The 16,518-nt window shown below is 50.5% G+C and carries 16 protein-coding genes and 1 pseudogene; 12 read left to right on the top strand and 5 right to left on the bottom strand.

Annotation, left to right across the window (positions count from 1 at the left end):
- The first annotated feature begins 1 nt into the window (after position 1).
- From PAT9B_RS26405 to PAT9B_RS30505, 6 genes are all read left to right on the top strand, one after another.
- Positions 2 to 994: a hydroxyacid dehydrogenase gene (locus tag PAT9B_RS26405; protein WP_013512343.1), complete on the top strand. Its 993-nt coding sequence runs from the start codon at positions 2 to 4 to the stop codon at positions 992 to 994.
- Between the two features lie 21 nt (positions 995 to 1,015).
- Positions 1,016 to 2,131, top strand: a complete 1,116-nt coding sequence (locus PAT9B_RS26400) for a Gfo/Idh/MocA family protein (RefSeq protein WP_013512342.1) — start codon at positions 1,016 to 1,018, stop codon at positions 2,129 to 2,131.
- Between the two features lie 224 nt (positions 2,132 to 2,355).
- Entirely contained in the window at positions 2,356 to 3,282 is a 927-nt protein-coding gene (locus PAT9B_RS26395) for a substrate-binding domain-containing protein (protein WP_013512341.1), read from the top strand.
- Positions 3,283 to 3,351: 69 nt separating this feature from the next.
- A complete protein-coding gene (locus tag PAT9B_RS26390) occupies positions 3,352 to 4,404 on the top strand; it encodes a sugar phosphate isomerase/epimerase (protein WP_013512340.1) in 1,053 nt (350 codons plus the stop codon).
- Positions 4,405 to 4,414: 10 nt separating this feature from the next.
- Positions 4,415 to 5,584, top strand: a complete 1,170-nt coding sequence (locus tag PAT9B_RS26385; protein WP_013512339.1) for a Gfo/Idh/MocA family protein — start codon at positions 4,415 to 4,417, stop codon at positions 5,582 to 5,584.
- An 18-nt stretch (positions 5,585 to 5,602) separates the two neighbouring features.
- On the top strand, positions 5,603 to 6,172 hold the full coding sequence (locus PAT9B_RS30505) for a hypothetical protein (RefSeq protein ID WP_013512338.1): 570 nt from the start codon (positions 5,603 to 5,605) through the stop codon (positions 6,170 to 6,172).
- Positions 6,173 to 6,212: 40 nt separating this feature from the next.
- Here the strand turns inward: PAT9B_RS30505 and iolG are convergent, their stop codons facing one another.
- Both iolG and PAT9B_RS26370 read right to left on the bottom strand, forming a co-directional pair.
- Complete coding sequence (gene iolG, locus PAT9B_RS26375) at positions 6,213 to 7,202, bottom strand: inositol 2-dehydrogenase (RefSeq protein ID WP_013512337.1); 990 nt, start codon at positions 7,200 to 7,202, stop codon at positions 6,213 to 6,215.
- A gap of 467 nt (positions 7,203 to 7,669) precedes the next feature.
- Positions 7,670 to 8,686, bottom strand: coding sequence for a substrate-binding domain-containing protein (locus PAT9B_RS26370; RefSeq protein ID WP_013512336.1), 1,017 nt, complete (start codon positions 8,684 to 8,686; stop codon positions 7,670 to 7,672).
- 153 nt (positions 8,687 to 8,839) lie between these two features.
- On the opposite strand from PAT9B_RS26370, the gene PAT9B_RS26365 reads away from it, so the two are divergent.
- On the top strand, positions 8,840 to 9,985 hold the full coding sequence (locus PAT9B_RS26365) for a phytanoyl-CoA dioxygenase family protein (protein ID WP_041526270.1): 1,146 nt from the start codon (positions 8,840 to 8,842) through the stop codon (positions 9,983 to 9,985).
- A 259-nt stretch (positions 9,986 to 10,244) separates the two neighbouring features.
- On the top strand, positions 10,245 to 11,144 hold the full coding sequence (locus tag PAT9B_RS26360) for a hypothetical protein (RefSeq protein WP_041526238.1): 900 nt from the start codon (positions 10,245 to 10,247) through the stop codon (positions 11,142 to 11,144).
- A gap of 22 nt (positions 11,145 to 11,166) precedes the next feature.
- On the opposite strand, the gene PAT9B_RS29525 is transcribed toward PAT9B_RS26360, so the two are convergent.
- Entirely contained in the window at positions 11,167 to 11,406 is a 240-nt protein-coding gene (locus tag PAT9B_RS29525; RefSeq protein WP_150105889.1) for a hypothetical protein, read from the bottom strand.
- A gap of 175 nt (positions 11,407 to 11,581) precedes the next feature.
- A pseudogene (locus PAT9B_RS26350) lies at positions 11,582 to 11,719 on the bottom strand (LysR family transcriptional regulator); the annotation flags it as partial.
- Between the two features lie 240 nt (positions 11,720 to 11,959).
- On the opposite strand from PAT9B_RS26350, the gene PAT9B_RS26345 reads away from it, so the two are divergent.
- Positions 11,960 to 12,721: a hypothetical protein gene (locus tag PAT9B_RS26345; RefSeq protein WP_013512332.1), complete on the top strand. Its 762-nt coding sequence runs from the start codon at positions 11,960 to 11,962 to the stop codon at positions 12,719 to 12,721.
- Between the two features lie 7 nt (positions 12,722 to 12,728).
- Here PAT9B_RS26345 and PAT9B_RS26340 read toward each other — a convergent pair whose 3' ends face one another.
- Complete coding sequence (locus PAT9B_RS26340; RefSeq protein WP_013512331.1) at positions 12,729 to 13,196, bottom strand: YbaK/EbsC family protein; 468 nt, start codon at positions 13,194 to 13,196, stop codon at positions 12,729 to 12,731.
- Positions 13,197 to 13,660: 464 nt separating this feature from the next.
- Here PAT9B_RS26340 and PAT9B_RS26335 point away from each other — a divergent pair, with 464 nt between their 5' ends.
- From PAT9B_RS26335 to PAT9B_RS26325, 3 genes are all read left to right on the top strand, one after another.
- On the top strand, positions 13,661 to 14,362 hold the full coding sequence (locus PAT9B_RS26335; protein ID WP_013512330.1) for a response regulator: 702 nt from the start codon (positions 13,661 to 13,663) through the stop codon (positions 14,360 to 14,362).
- Between the two features lie 4 nt (positions 14,363 to 14,366).
- Complete coding sequence (locus PAT9B_RS26330; protein WP_013512329.1) at positions 14,367 to 15,641, top strand: HAMP domain-containing sensor histidine kinase; 1,275 nt, start codon at positions 14,367 to 14,369, stop codon at positions 15,639 to 15,641.
- Positions 15,642 to 15,723: 82 nt separating this feature from the next.
- Entirely contained in the window at positions 15,724 to 16,500 is a 777-nt protein-coding gene (locus tag PAT9B_RS26325; RefSeq protein ID WP_013512328.1) for a MipA/OmpV family protein, read from the top strand.
- Positions 16,501 to 16,518 lie beyond the last annotated feature (18 nt).

Raw genomic sequence — 16,518 nt, 5'->3', positions numbered from 1 at the left:
TATGCCACATGTACTGGTAGCCGGTAAGATCCATGAAGCCGGGATGGATGTGTTACGCAATGCGGCGGGTATCACCTTTACGTTGGTGCCTGACGTCAGTGTTGAAAGCTATGCGCCGCACATCGTCAATGCCGACGCACTACTGATCCGCACCCAGCCGTTGACCGCCAAACAAATAGCCAGCGCGCAGCAGTTAAAAATTGTCTCCCGTCATGGTGTGGGATACGACTCAGTTGATGTCGAGGCGCTGACTGAGCGCAATATCCCGCTCACCATCGTTGGTGATGTGAATTCGCTTTCCGTTGCAGAACATGCCTTATCGATGTTGCTGGCTTTGGCAAAACGGGTTACCTGGTTTGACCGCAGTATTCGCGAGGGACGTTGGAACCAGCGCAATACATTCTCAGCGGTGGAGATTGCCCATCGCACCTTGTTCATCCTTGGTTTTGGCCGTATTGGCCGCGAAGTGGCTCGTCTGGCAAAAAGCTTTCGTATGCAAGTGATGGCTTACGATCCCTACCTGCCCGATAACGTTTTTGCCGAACATGGGGTTGAGCGCGTCAGTGAAATTGATGATGGACTCAAAATCGCGGATGCCGTGACGGTGCATTTACCCCTCATTGGAGATAAGCCACTGATTGGTTACCGGGAACTGGCGTTGATGAAACAAGGGGCTTTTCTCATTAACACGGCCAGGGGCGGCATTGTTGATGAGGATGCATTGGCGGCTGCGCTACAGAGTGAACATCTGGGCGGTGCTGGCCTGGATGTCCTGAGAGATGAACCCGCCGATCTCAGTGCGGCTCTGCTGCTGCAAGCCGATCGCCTCATTCTCAGCCCACACACTGCGGGCCTGACGCAAGAAGCTGCGATGCGCATGTCTGTCGCGGCGGCGACCAATATTGTTAATTATTTCAACGGTCAGCTTGATAGCCAGCTGGTGGTAAATCAACAGGTGATTGCGTTGCAGGACCTGATGAGTCAGTTGCCCTGAACATGAGAAAGGGAGAGAACGATGCGTAAATTAGGTATTGGGCTGATTGGCACCGGTTTTATGGGGAAATCGCATGCCATGGCATGGAAAGCGGCGGCTACCTTTGCCGGAGAGATACAACCGGTATTGGTCAGCGTGGCCGATATTGATGGTGCTGCGGCTGAAAATGCTGCGCAAAGGTATGGCTTTGCCCGCTGGACAACCGACTGGCAGTCTTTGATTAATGACCCGGCAATTGACGTTATTTCCATCACCTCTCCCAACCGTTTCCATGCAGAGCAGTCTCTGGCGGCGATTGCCGCAGGTAAGCATGTTCACTGCGAAAAGCCACTGGCCCCCACTAGCGATATCGCCAGTGAAATGTATCAGGCGGCGGAGAAAGCCGGGGTCATTACTCAGGTTGGATTTAATTACATCAAGAACCCGATGTTGAAGCTGGCAAAACAGATGATTGCCGATGGCGATCTCGGCGAAATTACCGGTTTCCGCGGCATTCACGCTGAAGATTTTATGACGGACCCCAACGTACCCTGGTCCTGGCGTCTGGACCCGGCAGGTGGGGCCGGTGCGGTTGCAGATCTGGGTAGCCATATTCTGGGGATGGCCAGATTTTTGCTGGGGCCGATGACGGAAATTTTCGCTGACTTGGATACGGTGGTTAAGTTTCGTCCTGAGAAGCCAGGTTCTGCCGTGATGAAAGCGGTAGAAGTCGATGATATCGCCCGTCTGACGGTAAAATTCGCACGCGGTTGTCGTGGGCATATTGAAGCGAACTGGGTTGCATCCGGTCATAAAATGCAGCTTGGTTTTGAAATTACCGGCACTCGTGGTTCTTTGATATTTAATCAGGAACGATTTAATGAGTTGAAATTTTTCCAATATGGCAGCAGTGAAAATAAAAATGGATTTATGACACTGGTTGCTGGTCCGGAACATGAACCTTATGGATTGTTTTGTCCAGCAGCGGGTCACCAACTCGGTTTTAATGACCTAAAAACAATTGAGATGCTGGAGTTTATTCAGGCTATTAAACAGGGGAAACCAACGGGCCCTGATTTTAAAGAAGCATTCGAGATCCAGAAACTGGTCGATGCGGCACTACTCTCTTGCCGCGAACGGAGCTGGATTGCGGTCTGACTCACGTAGAGGTGAGGATAAGTAGCAGGAGCAGGTAATACGAGGAAAGGATTCCTCATACTTTTGAGCGAGAACTTACAGGCTTAATTATTATCCGTTCTGTCATCAATGGATGGCAAACATCAGCAAACTTTGTTGTAGCAGTAAACCCTACGTAATGGCAGTAATAATAAACCTTCATGGTCAGATTTATTCTGACATTAATAACTATTGTGGAAGGCATCATGAAAAAAATCATCTTACTCTGTCTTACATTACTCTCTCTCAGTCCATCAGTGTTTGCGATCCAGGTTGGTGTCAGTATTGCACAAATGGATGATGTATTTCTTTCACGCCTGAGAGGCTACCTGATTGAGCATGCCAAACAATATCCCGATATGACGTTGCAGTTTGAGGATGGGCAAGGTGCGGTGGATAAACAACTCAGCCAGGTACAAAGTTTTATCAATGGAAAAGTTGATGTGATCATCGTTAACCCTGTTGACACACAGGGAACGAAGAATATGAGTGATGCCGCCCGCAAAGCAAAAGTCCCGTTAATTTATCTTAACCGTATGCCGTCTGATTCCAAAATGGGTGATGGTATTAGTTATATTGGCAGTGATGAAATTGAAGCGGGCCGTTTGCAAATGGGATATTTGGCCGATATGGTCAAGGATCGTAAAAATGTGAATATTGCGATCATGAAAGGACTTTTAAGCAATGACGCCACCCGCTTCAGAACGCAGGGCGCAAAAGAAGTCATCGCGAAACATCCCAATATGCATGTTGTGATGGAAGATACCGCAAAATGGATGCGTGAAGATGGCATGAATCTGATGAATAACTGGATTTTGACCGGACAGAAGATCGATATTTTATCAGCGAATGCGGATGAAATGGCGATTGGTGCAGCAATGGCGATAAAAAGTAATGGTCTGAATATCGGTAAAGATATTTTAGTTGGCGGAACAGACGGCGGACCAAATGGATTGCAAGCCATTAAATCAGGCTTATTAACAGTGACAGTGTTTCAGGATGCTAAATCACAGGCTTTTGGCGCGATCGATATGGCAGAGAAAGCCGCCAAAGGAGAGACACTTAAAGATATTAACTTTATCCCTTTCCAGTTGGTTACACCGCAAAACTACCAGAAATTCATCACTAATTAATGGCAGATTTCTTTCTGTGTCCTTCGCACCTGTGAAACTACAGGTGCACTTTTTTAATCGGGAGTGGGTATGAAAACAATTAAAGGTCCTGGTGTTTTTCTGGCGCAGTTTGCCGGAGACAGTGCGCCTTTTAATACGCTGGCTGGCATGGCGGAATGGGCGGCGCATAAAGGATTTAAAGGTGTTGAAATTCCCAGCTGGGATAGCCGCTTGATTGACCTGCGCAAGGCGGCGGAGAGCCAGACTTATGTTGATGAAATTCTGGGTACACTGGATCAGTATGGTTTAACACTAACCGACCTGGCCAGTCACCTTCAGGGGCAATTGGTGGCATTACATCCGGCGTTTGATCTGCCCGCCGACAGTTTTGCACCGCCAGAAGTCCATCAGAACCCTCAGCTTCGTCAGCGTTGGGCAACCGAACAACTGTTACTGGCCGCCAGGGCGTCACGCCGTTTTGGACTCACTAAGCACGTCACCTTTTCCGGCACTTTACTCTGGCCGTATATCTACCCCTATCCGCAGTGGCCGGAAGGACTGATTGAGGAAGGTTTCAATGAACTGGCTCGACGCTGGACGCCCATCCTCAATGCCTTCGATGAACAAGGTGTGGATGTTTGTTATGAAATCCATCCTACGGAAGACCTGCATGATGGTTTGACGTTCGAACGATTCCTGGAGAAGACCGGTAACCATGTGCGCTGCAACATCATGTATGACCCCAGCCATTTGCTGCTTCAGGGAATTGATTATCTGACCTATATCGATCACTACCACCAACGTATTAAAGCTTTTCACGTCAAGGATGCCGAATTCCGTCCCGATGGTAAAACCGGCGCTTATGGTGGCTATCAACCCTGGACTCGTCGTGCAGGGCGCTTTCGCTCACCCGGTGACGGTCAGACCGATTTCGCAGCCATTTTCTCAAAACTGACCGGCTATGACTTCGATGGCTGGGCGGTGCTGGAGTGGGAGTGCTGCTTTAAGAACCCGGAAGATGGTGCAAGCGAGGGTGCTGAATTTATTAACCAGCACATTATACGGGTGACGGATAAATCCTTCGATGACTTTTGTAAGTCTTATGTTGATCAGTCAGTTAACAAAAAAATTCTGGGTATCTGAGGAGCTCACCATGACGAAGCAATCTTTAAAAGGACGTCGTATCCGGCTTGGAATGATCGGTGGTGGTAAGGGGGCCTATATTGGCGGCATCCATCGCTTTGCTGCCCGTCTGGACAATGAGTATGAACTGGTTGCAGGTGCATTCGATATTGATGCGCAGCGTGGACATGCCTTTGCCGCAGAGAATTACATTGCTGCCGAGCGATCTTATGACAACTGGCAGGCAATGCTGGCTGCGGAGCGGGCACGGGAGGAAGGTGTCGATGTCGTGGCCATCTGCACCCCTAATTTTACGCACTATCCGATTGCCCGTGCTTTCCTTGAGGCGGGGATTGATGTGATTTGTGAGAAGCCGCTGACCACCACACTGGCCGATGCTGAATCACTGGCAGAAGTTGTAACAAGTACCGGTGGCTTCCTCGGGGTGACGTATACCTATTCCGGTTATCCGATGATCATGGAAGCTCGCACCCGGGTTGCAGAAGGGCTTATCGGTGCCGTGCGCACTGTCCAGGTTGAATACCCATTAGAATGGATGGCGACAGGCGTTGAGCTCAATAATCAACAGGCGGCCTGGCGTGTCGATCCGCAAAAAAACGGGCGAGGAGGATCGATTGGCGATATTGGCACTCATGCATATCACCTTGCCGGATACGTCACCGGACTGAAGGCTGAAAGCGTGATTGCTGATCTGGCTACCTTTGTTGCAGGTCGGGCGCTGGATGATAACGCCCATGTCATGATCCGTTATGAAGGGGGAGCGAGAGGGATGTTGTGGTCATCCCAGGTGGCGATTGGCTGTTCCAATTCACTGCGCTTACGTGTTTATGGCGAAAAAGGTAGCCTCAGCTGGTTCCAGGAGCAACCGAATGAGTTGCTTTATACCCCGCTTAATGGTCATACACAGGTCATCAAACGTGGGCGCGATGATCTCTATGATCTGACAAAAGCCCGTACCCGCACACCGCCGGGACATCCGGAAGGGTATATCGAGGCTTTCACTAACCTGTATAGCGGCTTTGCGTCGGCGTTGCGTTCGCGTGGCGAGCAGCGTGAAATCAACGGTATTGGGGCCGCCGTCCCGCAAATCTATGATGGTCTTAAAGGTGTCGCTTTTGTTGATGCTGTGGTTGACAGTCATGAACAGGGAACCGTCTGGATAAAACCCAAATATCGTTAAAGCTGGCGGAGACTCCCTGTGAATACTGCTAAACGGATTGAAGGGCGCTTTCGCCAACTTGCTGAGTATCAGGGAGTCGATGTAAGCCAGTTAAAACTGGCGCTGATGGAGAATTATGTGAATCAATGGCGCTGTCGTAGCGCTGTGACGTCCGTTGAGGTTCTTTGCCTTGATGATGATTTTCGTCGTCAGCATCAAAAGCCTGTGCCGATATACGTCAAGGTCTGTGGATTGACGATGGCAACGCAAACTGAAGATATTCTCTTCAATTTGCCGCATTACGCCATGCCCTATGAACATTGTCGGCTGGTGTCAGCAGAGCGGTTTCGTACCGCACCGCAAGCTGCGGGCCTGAATTTCTCTGTACGATTATTGCCTGCGTTACATCTGCCGGAAGGGCTGGAGTGGGAGGGGTATTTGTTGTTTTTTGATCCGAGTTATCGTCTGGAACCCCATCGAAGCCGCTTACTGGAAACACTCAAAAAAGACGTGATTTTTCAGGTGCAGCAGGGGCTGTTTCAGTACCAGCAAAAACTGGCGCACCACTTTTCTGCATTACACACTCCCCACCAGCTTCCTGTCGGTTAAAAAACGGGACTCTGTAAAGAGTCCCGTTGTTCATTATGGATTAAAGCTGCACAGGTAAACCAGTTTCAGCCGATTGTTGCGCACAGTCGGCGAGCTTCAGCGCCATATATCCATCATAAGGGGTAACAGGAACGGGCTTCGCATGCTTAACCGCGGAAATGAAGGCTTCCAGTTCCATCCGGTAGGCATCCGCATAGCGTTCGAGGAAGAAGTGGACTAATGGAACGCGAGCATCGGTTGCCGATTTATTGAAACGACGCAGAGTGGATGGGCGAAGATTGTCATTGAGTAACATCCCTGCAGAACCATAAGCTTCAATGCGTTGGTCATGTCCATAGACGGCTTGACGACTACAGTTGATGTGGCATTGCTTACCCGATTTAGTGATCATCTGAACCATCACGGTATCGAAATCATTCAACGGTTCTAATGCCGGCTCCAGCATACGGCTGGCAGAGGCAAATACCTGCACAGGCTCTTCACCGAGTAACCAGCGCGCCATGTCAAAATCATGAATCGTCATGTCCCGGAAGATGCCGCCAGAGTGACGCAGATAGTCCATGGAGGCAAAGCCCGGGTCACGGCTGGAAATCATGATTTGATGCAGTTCGCCCACTTCACCTTTCGCAATGGCGCTGTGCATTTCAGCTGCGCTGGGATCAAAGCGGCGGTTAAAGGCAATCATGACGGGAACATCGCATTGCTTAAGCTCTGCGCAGGCGACTTCGGCACGTTCCAGGTTAAGGTCTACCGGTTTTTCACACAGTACCGCTTTACCATTGCGGGCTGCACTCAACATCAGATCAACATGCGTATCGGTAGGTGTCGCAATGATCACGGCATCCACCGCATTGCTCTCAATCAACTCCATCGGCTCTTTCACGGCCTTGCCACCATATTTCTCCGTCAGTTTGATAGCGTTGTCGATGAAAGGATCAGCAATCGCGACCAGTTCAACATTGGGGTTGCTTGCAACATTCATTGCGTGGACGTTGCCAATGCGGCCTGCGCCAAGTACGGCAATTTTCATGGTATGAGTTCCTGTTGTTTTGCAGAGAGATTCAACTCTGTCTGGTCACGTCGTGTAGACTCTTTCAGTCGTCTGCTTTAGCACTTAACATTGCAATAATTGTTGTATTGCAAATAAAATTGCAAGCACCTTTTTTGACCTGAATTGGCGGGTTTTATAGCGGCGGGCGTGCGCTCAATGAATTGATTTAATTGAGTTAAATATCAGTGGTGATCCATTAAACATGCCGTATTCACCATGCAGGTATGATCTTTTTCTCTCAAAATTCTGAATCAGATCACGAAAATTGAAATTAAAATTGCTGTTATTGCTGTTATTGCTGTTTAGCAATTTTATTTCCATGCTTCACGCCCGAATGAAAAAACAGTTGGAAGAGGAAAACTGGCAGGGGCAATTTGTGGTCGCGGGTTTTATTGCAATATCATGTCCGCCATAAAACCAGCATTTCGGAACTTACCCGGTAGTCCTTAGCTATACATGTTGTAGCGCATAATGATGTTAATACGTGAATAGGAGGCGTAGTTTTCCTCTTCAGGTAGAAAACCATGAAATTCCAGTAAGGTCTTGAAAGCGTGCTGCGCATCAAGTTGTAAATTGTGCTCGATAAGCACATCAATTTTTCCTGCCTGCATCAATGCCCGGTTTTCGCGATCAAGATCGTGGCCGATGAAAACTTTTGGCACGATTCTCTCTTCATCCAGCGCCCGCAGTATTCCTGGATTCCCACCTCCCACGGTATAAATCGCATCAATACCGGGATGTTGCTGCAAAAAGAGACTCAGGGATTGGTACATGAGATGATCAATCCCGAACCCTTCAGAAAGAACGTTAATTTCATGCTGGGGCGCAAACAACTTCATGCCTTCTATGAAGCCATGGATTCTCTCCTGCTCACCGGCGAACTCTTCACTGCCTGTGATGGCAGCCACCGTCGCTTTTTCATTCCCCAGCCATTTGGACATCACAAAGGCGGCTGATTTACCGGCGTTAATATTATCCATACCAATATAACGCAGACGGGAGCTACCGCTGATGTCAGTAACCAGCGTCACGAGAGGAATGCGTTGCTTAATCAGTTGGTTAATGACGGGAATGAGCTTCTCTGAATTCATCGCTTTGAGGATGATGCCGTGTGAATCAAGCGAACATTTCTTCAGCAAGTTCTCGACCTGGGTAACGGTCATGTTCTCATAGCAGTGAAAGCGCAACTGGATTTTGAAAGAGGCAAAGCTGGAGATCTGGCTGCTAAACGCCTGCCTGACAAGTTCACTGAAACGTTCAGGCGTATGCATGATCACATCAAAATAGAGTGTACGGCCCTGCGCCAGGCTGCTTTTTTGTTGCAGCTCCAGGTCAGCAAGCGCCTGCTTAATTCTGTGCAGAGTTTGTGGGTGCACTTTACCGCGGTTATGCAGGGCGCGATCAATGGTGGCAAGACTTAATCCAGACTGAGCAGAGATCTGTTTTTGAGTAAATTTAGGCATAGGTCACATGACGTAATGGTGAGGTTTTTTTGATGTGATGTAAATGGAATGTAGCTGCTAACTTAACAGGCATCAACCCTATCATGTTCCGGTGTTCTCAAGGAAACGATGCATGATAAGGCCCTGTTAACCTATCAACACCATGAGGTGGTTATGACGTCTTCCTATTTTGCACATGAAGAACAGGTCTCCATTGAGGATTTCAAAACCTTTTGCGCCCAACAACTTGACGCAGGGGATTTCCCGCTCGCAAGTGAGGTGGTGGACAATGTTCTGGTTTACGATCGCACGACGCTGGATAACGCTGCCACCCGAGACAAAAAGGCAGTGCTGAGTGAACTCCATAAAGCACTTTCTTACGGTCCGGGTGTTTTCACCGTTCGTGGTCTTTATGAAGACGTTCAGGTGGTTGATCGGGCATCTCAGGTGTTTGAAGAAATCATGAGCGCTGAAGCCAAATCGAAAATTCAGGCCGATCATTTTTCTAAGGCAGGCAATAACGGGCGCATCTGGAATGCACTGCAAAAGCTGGCTGAAGTGGATCCCGCATCCTTCGTAGATTATTACGCAAACCCCACTCTGGCGCTGATTTGCCAGGCATGGCTGGGACCGGCATGGCGCATGACATCGCAAGTTAACCAGGTCAGGCCCGGAGGCGAAGCCCAGCAGCCGCATCGTGATTATCACCTGGGCTTCCAGCAAAGTGCCTTTGCCGCCGAGTTTCCGATCCCTGTGCAGATACTTTCTCAGTACCTGACCCTGCAAGGCGCTGTTGCTCATTCGGATATGCCATTGGCTTCTGGTCCAACGAGACTGCTCCCCTGGTCACATCAGTACGAGCTGGGTTACATCGCTTATCGTCATCCGGATTTCGTGGATTACTTCGCCAATAACTATGTCCAGTTGCCGCTGAAAAAGGGCGATGGCTTGTTCTTCAATCCTGCGCTGTTCCATGCTGCCGGTAACAACACCACCACCGACCATGTGCGAACGGCGAACCTGTTGCAGGTTTCCTCTGCTTTTGGCGTACCGATGGAAGAAGTCAACCATGAGAAAATTTTGAAACTGGTGTATCCGCTGCTGGTCGACAGCAAGCACAACCAGGCAGAACTGGATACCGCCATCAATGTTGCCGCCCGTGGCTATTCGTTTCCCACCAATCTGGATACGGATCCTCCTTTGGGCGGGATGGTACCGCAAACCCAGCAAGATTTGGTGCGCCAGGCCATTCAGCAGAGATGGTGTTCAGCGGAGTTCAACCAGAAACTGGATGAACATAGCGACCGCAGAAAAGCATAAGCAGGCAATGCCGGGCTTTGGCCCGGCAGGCCCGTCGTGTATGCCACTGCTTCAATCCCCCCACACCCGAATTCAGGGCTGATAACATCACGGAATTCATGCTTTTCACGAGCGCGAAATCGTTGCGACCAGTGAGCCTGCATGTAAGTTGTGTCAGAATTGATCCCACGCCGCCAGTTCCTGGTTCCGCTATGAGTATTCTCACTGCATGAGATACCCGGGCGATCAAAAGTTACAGTACGCATTACGTGGGGGATTCATGAGTACAGGCAATCTTTTTCTATTACAGCCTATGGATGGCAGCATCATCGAGTTTAATCCGGCAACCGGAGAACGTGTTTCCGTCGTATCTGGCCTGCGCTCGCATCCCGATGGCATTGCCGTCGATGTGAAGAATAACAAGATCTACTGGACCAATATGGGCGAGCACAAAGAACCTGCAACCCTGGAGTTTTTCCAGGCTGACGGGAGTGTGGAAATCGCGAATCTGGACGGTTCTGGTCGCAAGCGTCTGGTTGAGAACGGACTTTTCGTGACCGGTAAGCAGCTTCTCCACGACGAACAACAGGGATATCTGTACTGGTGCGATCGTGAAGGGATGCGCGTGTTGCGCGCAAAAGAAGATGGCTCGGATGTGACCGTACTCATTCAAACCGGGCTTTTTCCGCAGGACTCCCGGGACTACACGCGCCATTGCGTTGGCATCGCGATTGATGCGGAAAATGAATTTATCTACTGGACGCAAAAAGGGCCTTCCAAAGCGGGGCAGGGACGCATTATGCGAGCGTCACTCGCACTTCCTGCCGGCGAAACAGCCTCTACGCGTCACGACATAAAGCCAGTCATGGAAAACCTGCCGGAACCCATTGATCTGGAATACGATTCCAGCAGTAACCTGATGTACTGGACAGACCGGGGAGACAAGCTGAAAGGTGGGAACACGTTAAACTGTGCCACGGTGCAAAATGGCGAGTTTAGCGATCATCGTATCCTTGCTACCGGTTTAGACGAAGGTATTGGGTTGGCGATCGACCACCCTCGCGGCGTGATATGGATTACCGACCTGGGGGGTAATTTATGGCAATACCAACTGAACTCAGATGAGCCGCTGCAACGTATCGCCAGCTTTGGGCCGCTGACAGGGATTGCTCTGGGTTGATGAGCATCCCCGCCCCATAGCTTTATGCTATCCATTGGTGAATCAGAGCTAACGCATAAGGCTCTGAATTCACCACCGCGTGTCGAATACCAAAGAGTTTACGCACCTGCACCAACTCTTCCAGCCGCTGCGTCTCGGTTTCAATGCTGATCATCCCCCGGCACACCGCGCTGAGCTGCTTTCGATGCTGAATAAGCCAATGGCCGCGTAGCTGGTGGTCCGCCTTACTCTCTTCCGCCCGCATATGGTCATATACCATCACGAAGGGAACCTTGTTCTATCAGCAAAGACATTTCGCGCATCCACTGATTGGCGTAACCCGCAACGACCGCGTGTTGATTTAGCGTAATCATGGGAAAGCGGCTGACATTGAGTATCACGAAAGGGTTGGAATCTGTGGGCATAACATCTCCTGAAAGGGATTAAAACCAGCGGGCCAGCAGCGCAGTCAGTCGTCCCAGCGTGCGACTCATGGCCGGGGCGCTCAGGTTCATGCGTCGCGCCGCAGCGGCAACGCTGCCTTCCTCCAGCAGTACATCCAGCGCCAGCAGCAGGTTCAGATCCGGGTATTTCATGATGATCTCGTGTGCAAAAGGTATTCCCTAACCTTTTACCGAGGTTAATGGTCTTTATCAATGCGTGTGTTTTATGCACTGAGTCCTGACCTATATACCTCTGGTGTCATCGAACCGGGCTTTGTGCGGATTGAGTTGAATGCAATCAACGATAGCCAATTACAAACCACTTATTTTATGCGATGCTACGATAATTACCCCTGAAACTGTTTTTAGGCCGATAACGCCTTGTTTACTGGCATGCTTAATAAACTTGTGGCTGCATTAAAGAAACGGTGGATTAAATTTGTTATCCCTCTGGTTCTATTGATTGTTGCATTAGCGAATGGATTTAACGCTATCACGGAAACGTTCAACACTCTGCTTTCCTATATTCCCCATCAGGAACCACTAAAAGTCATTAATGCGCGCCTCCAGCCTTTCAGGATGTCACCCCAGGTGACCTATTCGGTTGACGACCTGTTTCTCATCATGACTATCAGAAATTACGGTTCGGAACCGCTGATGTTGGTCAGCGCCGAGGTGAATGTGAGGGGCAGCAAGTATGCGGGCGCAGGGGAGGCGGGTTCTCAGGGGCAGTGCGTATTTGGTCAAGACCCCAATTCTAATAATCCGCTGACCGTCAAGCCAGGCGGTACAGTCTCAATTATGATTGGCCGTGCTATACGCCTGGAGAATCTTCACAATCTGATGGATGTACTGCCTTTAGACCAGATTCATGTGATGGCATATGGTCAACCACCAATAGGGATACACGAGGTGTATTATGTTGATGTTCTTAATCAGGTTTTTGCTAACTATTATGGTGAGAAGACTGATGTGGTTGCGAACATCTATACCGGTGCCAACAGTGAAAAACACACTTTTCATTTTCCCCTTGCGCAGGGAACGGACCTGTTTTCCAAAGATGGGCATCTGCAACATGACTGGCTGATTGCGCGATGGATACAGCCTGATGCACGCGGATTAACGCCAGGAAAAGAGGGCTGTGCCCCGCTCTGAACGAGCTTCAGCTCACATCAACACTTAAACTCACCCATTTAGCCCCGGTAATGCTAGCCAGTTTTTCGGGTGAGATGCGCACGCCAGAGCGTGCATTCCCGCCGGCAGGCAGCACTTCAGGATAACTGAGCAGGCTTTCATCGCAATAAACGCTGACAGCCGGATTCACGCCAAATGGGCAGACGCCACCGGGAGCAAAGCCCGTGTGCATTTCCACCTCTTCAGCTGCCAGCATCCGCGCCTTCACACCAAAAAATTCTTTATATTTGCGGTTGTCCAGGCGACGATCGCCCGCCATCACCACCAACACGATCTGGTCATTAACGCGAAACGACAGCGATTTCGCGATTTGTCCATGTTCAACGCCAAATGCTTCAGCTGCCTGAATCACGGTTGCGGTCGGTGCTTCCAACTCAGTCACGGTAATTTCTGGTGCGTGTGTTTGCAGGAAACTGCGAACGCGTTGAATACCCATATTGCTCTCCATGTTATACATCGCCATCAGCAGCTAAAATAATACATACATCAGACTTCACAGCAAGTTCACTTATGTCGTGAGAGCAGTAAGCCTGCTGTGGCGTAACGGCCGTCAAGCGACTTTCTCCTGAAGTCCGGCAGAATAATGCTCATCGGGCCCATTGATTACTGCATCGCTGAGCAAAGCAGATCGTGATGTAATGACTCCTGATGAAGTTATTGAGCACTTTTGGCAGGGCAATCTGCACTTCAGATAAAACCGTCCGGCGAAACATATTTATCTGGCGCAGAAACGCAGTAGCGCTGCTGGCTAGTATCCGGCAACACAATCTCAGCTGCATTATTTGAGCGAGTTCATCATGCCACCCAGATGTAATCGGTTAGCCAAACGCTGCAACTCATCTCCTTTTCTGCTGTCTCTTGTTCATGGCTTTGCTTCGTTTTAACCGGAATATTAACGACATGACGACAGTTTTGCTCATCGAGGATGATATCCGTTTGGCACAGATGATCGTGCCTTACCTTGCACAATATGAGTTTGATGTACTGCATAGCGCCAGCTCCACAGACGCGCAGTCCCGCATGAAAATGCAGAATTTCGATGTCGTGTTACTGGACCTGATGCTCGGAGATGCTGATGGGCTGGCCTTGTGTCGCCAGATAAGGGCTGAGTCTAACAACGATCCAGCGATTATTATGGTCACCGGGCGGGGTGATCCGGCGGACAGAATCATCGGGCTGGAGGTTGGCGCTGATGATTATCTGCCGAAGCCCTTTGAGCCGCGCGAGCTGCTGGCACGTATGCGGGCGGTGCTTCGTCGTCTGCGGCCCGGCTCTCGCCGTGATGACGTCAGCGTGATCCAGTCGGGCGAACTGGAGATCGATACCGCAGCACGTACCGTCACACTGCGACAACAACCCTGTATGCTCACTTCTTTGCAATTTGATGTGCTGGTTTCGCTGGCGCGTCAGGCCGGACGCGTTTTGAACCGCGAGCAAATATGGCAGACGGTGCGCGGGGAAAGCTATGACAATTTTGACCGGGCGATTGATGTGCATATTGGGCGAATCCGCCAGTTGATTGAGGACGATCCGCGCGCACCTAAACGCATAATCACAGTACGCGGAGTGGGTTACGTATTTTCTGCGTTACCGGGACGCTAACCCGATGAAACGCATCTCCGATTTTCCCATGCATTTGCAGATTTTTTTCGCCGTGTTAAGCGCCATCGTACTGGTGGTGCTTTGCACCATTGTTTTGTGGTTATGGAGTGACGATAACAACCGCCATGTCAGTGCCTTTGCCACCTTCAGCGAACTGGTGGAACAAAACCTGCCACCCGCATCGGCGATGAAAAGTGCACAATCTGACGCGATAGATGACTGGATGCAACGCACCCATGCGCGCTTCGCGCTATTTGATGCGCAAGGGAGGCTGTTGAGCCGGCCTTTATCGCCAGAAATCCCCTTGCCCAAACAGGTCAGGGCTGGGGGCTACTTTGATGACTGGTATGGAACACGTTTTGTATGGCAACTCCAGGACAAGCGGCTGCTGGTCATTCAGTTCAGCACTGACCGGCTGGAGCGCCCCTGGACATTTATCATTATGCTGCTGGCATTGGCTGGCGCAGTAGCGCTGATGGCTTTTCCGGTGATTCGCCGACTGACTGCACGGCTGGAATCCCTGCAACAAAGTGTTGAAGCATTGGGGAGGGGCAATCTGGCCGAACGTGTACCGGTCACGGGAAGCGATGAAGTCAGTCAGCTAGCCGCCAGCTTCAACCGGTCGGCGGCACAAATCGAGACGCTGGTGCAGTCGCAAAAAACCATGCTGGCGAACGCATCCCATGAATTACGTTCGCCGTTGATGCGTATACAAATGGCCTCCGCACTGTTGTCGGATGAGCATTCTCAGGCGCAACATGAACTGCAACGTAGCGTGGCAGAACTGGATACGTTGGTTGAAGAGATACTCACCCTGAGTCGGCTGAAAATGGCGCAAAAGGTTATCGCGGCAGAATTCACCTCCACCGATGTCACGGCTCTGGCTGCTGAAGAGTGTGCCAGCGCTGAGATCGATCTGGTGGCTGAACATATTGTTGCTCAGGTTGATGCGCGCCTGATGCGGCGTTTAATGCGCAATCTGATTGAAAACGCGTTGCGCTATGCCGGTCAGGAGGTGGTGATGCGTTTACATCGTACCGATCCTGATAACTTTTTGCTGACGGTGGATGATCGTGGCCCGGGGATTCCCGCATTGGAAATGACACGCATTTTTGAGCCGTTCTTCCGCCTGAATCGCAGCGGTAATGGTACGGGATTAGGCTTGGCCCTGGTGCGTTCGATCAGTGAATATCATGATGGTGAGGTGAGTGTCACTAACCGCACTGGCGGAGGGGCCAGCTTCAGAGTACGGATTCCGCTGTTACATAACTTTACCTGAGGTAAAAAGAGGCGTTACAGGCGGCTGTTGTAATGGATAACAACACTCGCGCCAGCCCCTGTAACGAAAAGGATGAAGTACCATGTTCTCCAGTCCAGTGAAATCCCTTCCGCTGCTATTAATATTATCTGCGGCCTTTCCCGCCATCGCTGAGGAATCCGACAACGGCTTCAGTGGTTTTATCGGCGCGGGCGTTGGCGTAAAGCCGAATTACTCAGGGGCTAAACACAACGACACAACCTTTATCCCGGCGGTAAGAGTCAATTACGGACCGTTTTTTATCGGTGGCGTCGATACCCTTACCGCACTCGGCTGGCAGTTTGCTAAAACCGAACACTGGACATTCGCCCTGGGCGCAGGTGCCGATCTCTCACCACGTCAGGAGTCAGATGACGACTATCTGCGTGGCATGGGCGATATTAAAATCTCACCGCGTGCTTTTACCTCGGCAATTTACCGCAATGAACTCTTTAACGCCGGATTGATCCTGTCACAGGATATCGGCGGAAATCAGCAGGGATTGCTGCTCACCACCTATGCCAATCTGTCATGGCGTCCCTATGAAGATTTGCGGCTGTTTACCGGCCCCAGCCTGAGTTGGGCGGATAGCGATTATATGCAGACACAGCATGGTGTCTCGGCTCAACAATCCTCGCGCAGTGGTTTAGCCCGTTATGACGCAGGCGCAGGTCTGGAGAAAATAGGATGGGAGGTCGGGGCCGATTATGACCTGACCTCATCCTGGCGAGTATCGGCTCGGATTATGGCGCAACGTCTGGAAGGTGACGCCGCAGACAGCCCGTTGACTCAGGAGAAGCAGCAACTGAGTTATGCGTTATTGCTGGCCTGGCGTTTTTAATACCTGAATGGCTCCAGT

It is taken from the genome of Pantoea sp. At-9b (genome assembly GCF_000175935.2).
Lineage (GTDB): Bacteria > Pseudomonadota > Gammaproteobacteria > Enterobacterales > Enterobacteriaceae > Pantoea.
Note: the sequence above shows the minus strand (reverse complement) of the source record. Positions and strands in the feature narration are given on the sequence as shown.

Excerpts from the sequence above, each read along its gene's own strand:
- PAT9B_RS26405 (WP_013512343.1), top strand. The coding sequence starts at position 2 with ATGCCACATGTACTGGTAGCCGGTAAGATCCATGAAGCCGGGATGGAT.
- PAT9B_RS26400 (WP_013512342.1), top strand. The coding sequence starts at position 1,016 with ATGCGTAAATTAGGTATTGGGCTGATTGGCACCGGTTTTATGGGGAAA.
- PAT9B_RS26395 (WP_013512341.1), top strand. The coding sequence starts at position 2,356 with ATGAAAAAAATCATCTTACTCTGTCTTACATTACTCTCTCTCAGTCCA.
- PAT9B_RS26390 (WP_013512340.1), top strand. The coding sequence starts at position 3,352 with ATGAAAACAATTAAAGGTCCTGGTGTTTTTCTGGCGCAGTTTGCCGGA.
- PAT9B_RS26385 (WP_013512339.1), top strand. The coding sequence starts at position 4,415 with ATGACGAAGCAATCTTTAAAAGGACGTCGTATCCGGCTTGGAATGATC.
- iolG (WP_013512337.1), bottom strand. The coding sequence starts at position 7,202 with ATGAAAATTGCCGTACTTGGCGCAGGCCGCATTGGCAACGTCCACGCA.
- PAT9B_RS26370 (WP_013512336.1), bottom strand. The coding sequence starts at position 8,686 with ATGCCTAAATTTACTCAAAAACAGATCTCTGCTCAGTCTGGATTAAGT.
- PAT9B_RS26365 (WP_041526270.1), top strand. The coding sequence starts at position 8,840 with ATGACGTCTTCCTATTTTGCACATGAAGAACAGGTCTCCATTGAGGAT.
- PAT9B_RS26360 (WP_041526238.1), top strand. The coding sequence starts at position 10,245 with ATGAGTACAGGCAATCTTTTTCTATTACAGCCTATGGATGGCAGCATC.
- PAT9B_RS26345 (WP_013512332.1), top strand. The coding sequence starts at position 11,960 with ATGCTTAATAAACTTGTGGCTGCATTAAAGAAACGGTGGATTAAATTT.
- PAT9B_RS26340 (WP_013512331.1), bottom strand. The coding sequence starts at position 13,196 with ATGGGTATTCAACGCGTTCGCAGTTTCCTGCAAACACACGCACCAGAA.
- PAT9B_RS26335 (WP_013512330.1), top strand. The coding sequence starts at position 13,661 with ATGACGACAGTTTTGCTCATCGAGGATGATATCCGTTTGGCACAGATG.
- PAT9B_RS26330 (WP_013512329.1), top strand. The coding sequence starts at position 14,367 with ATGAAACGCATCTCCGATTTTCCCATGCATTTGCAGATTTTTTTCGCC.
- PAT9B_RS26325 (WP_013512328.1), top strand. The coding sequence starts at position 15,724 with ATGTTCTCCAGTCCAGTGAAATCCCTTCCGCTGCTATTAATATTATCT.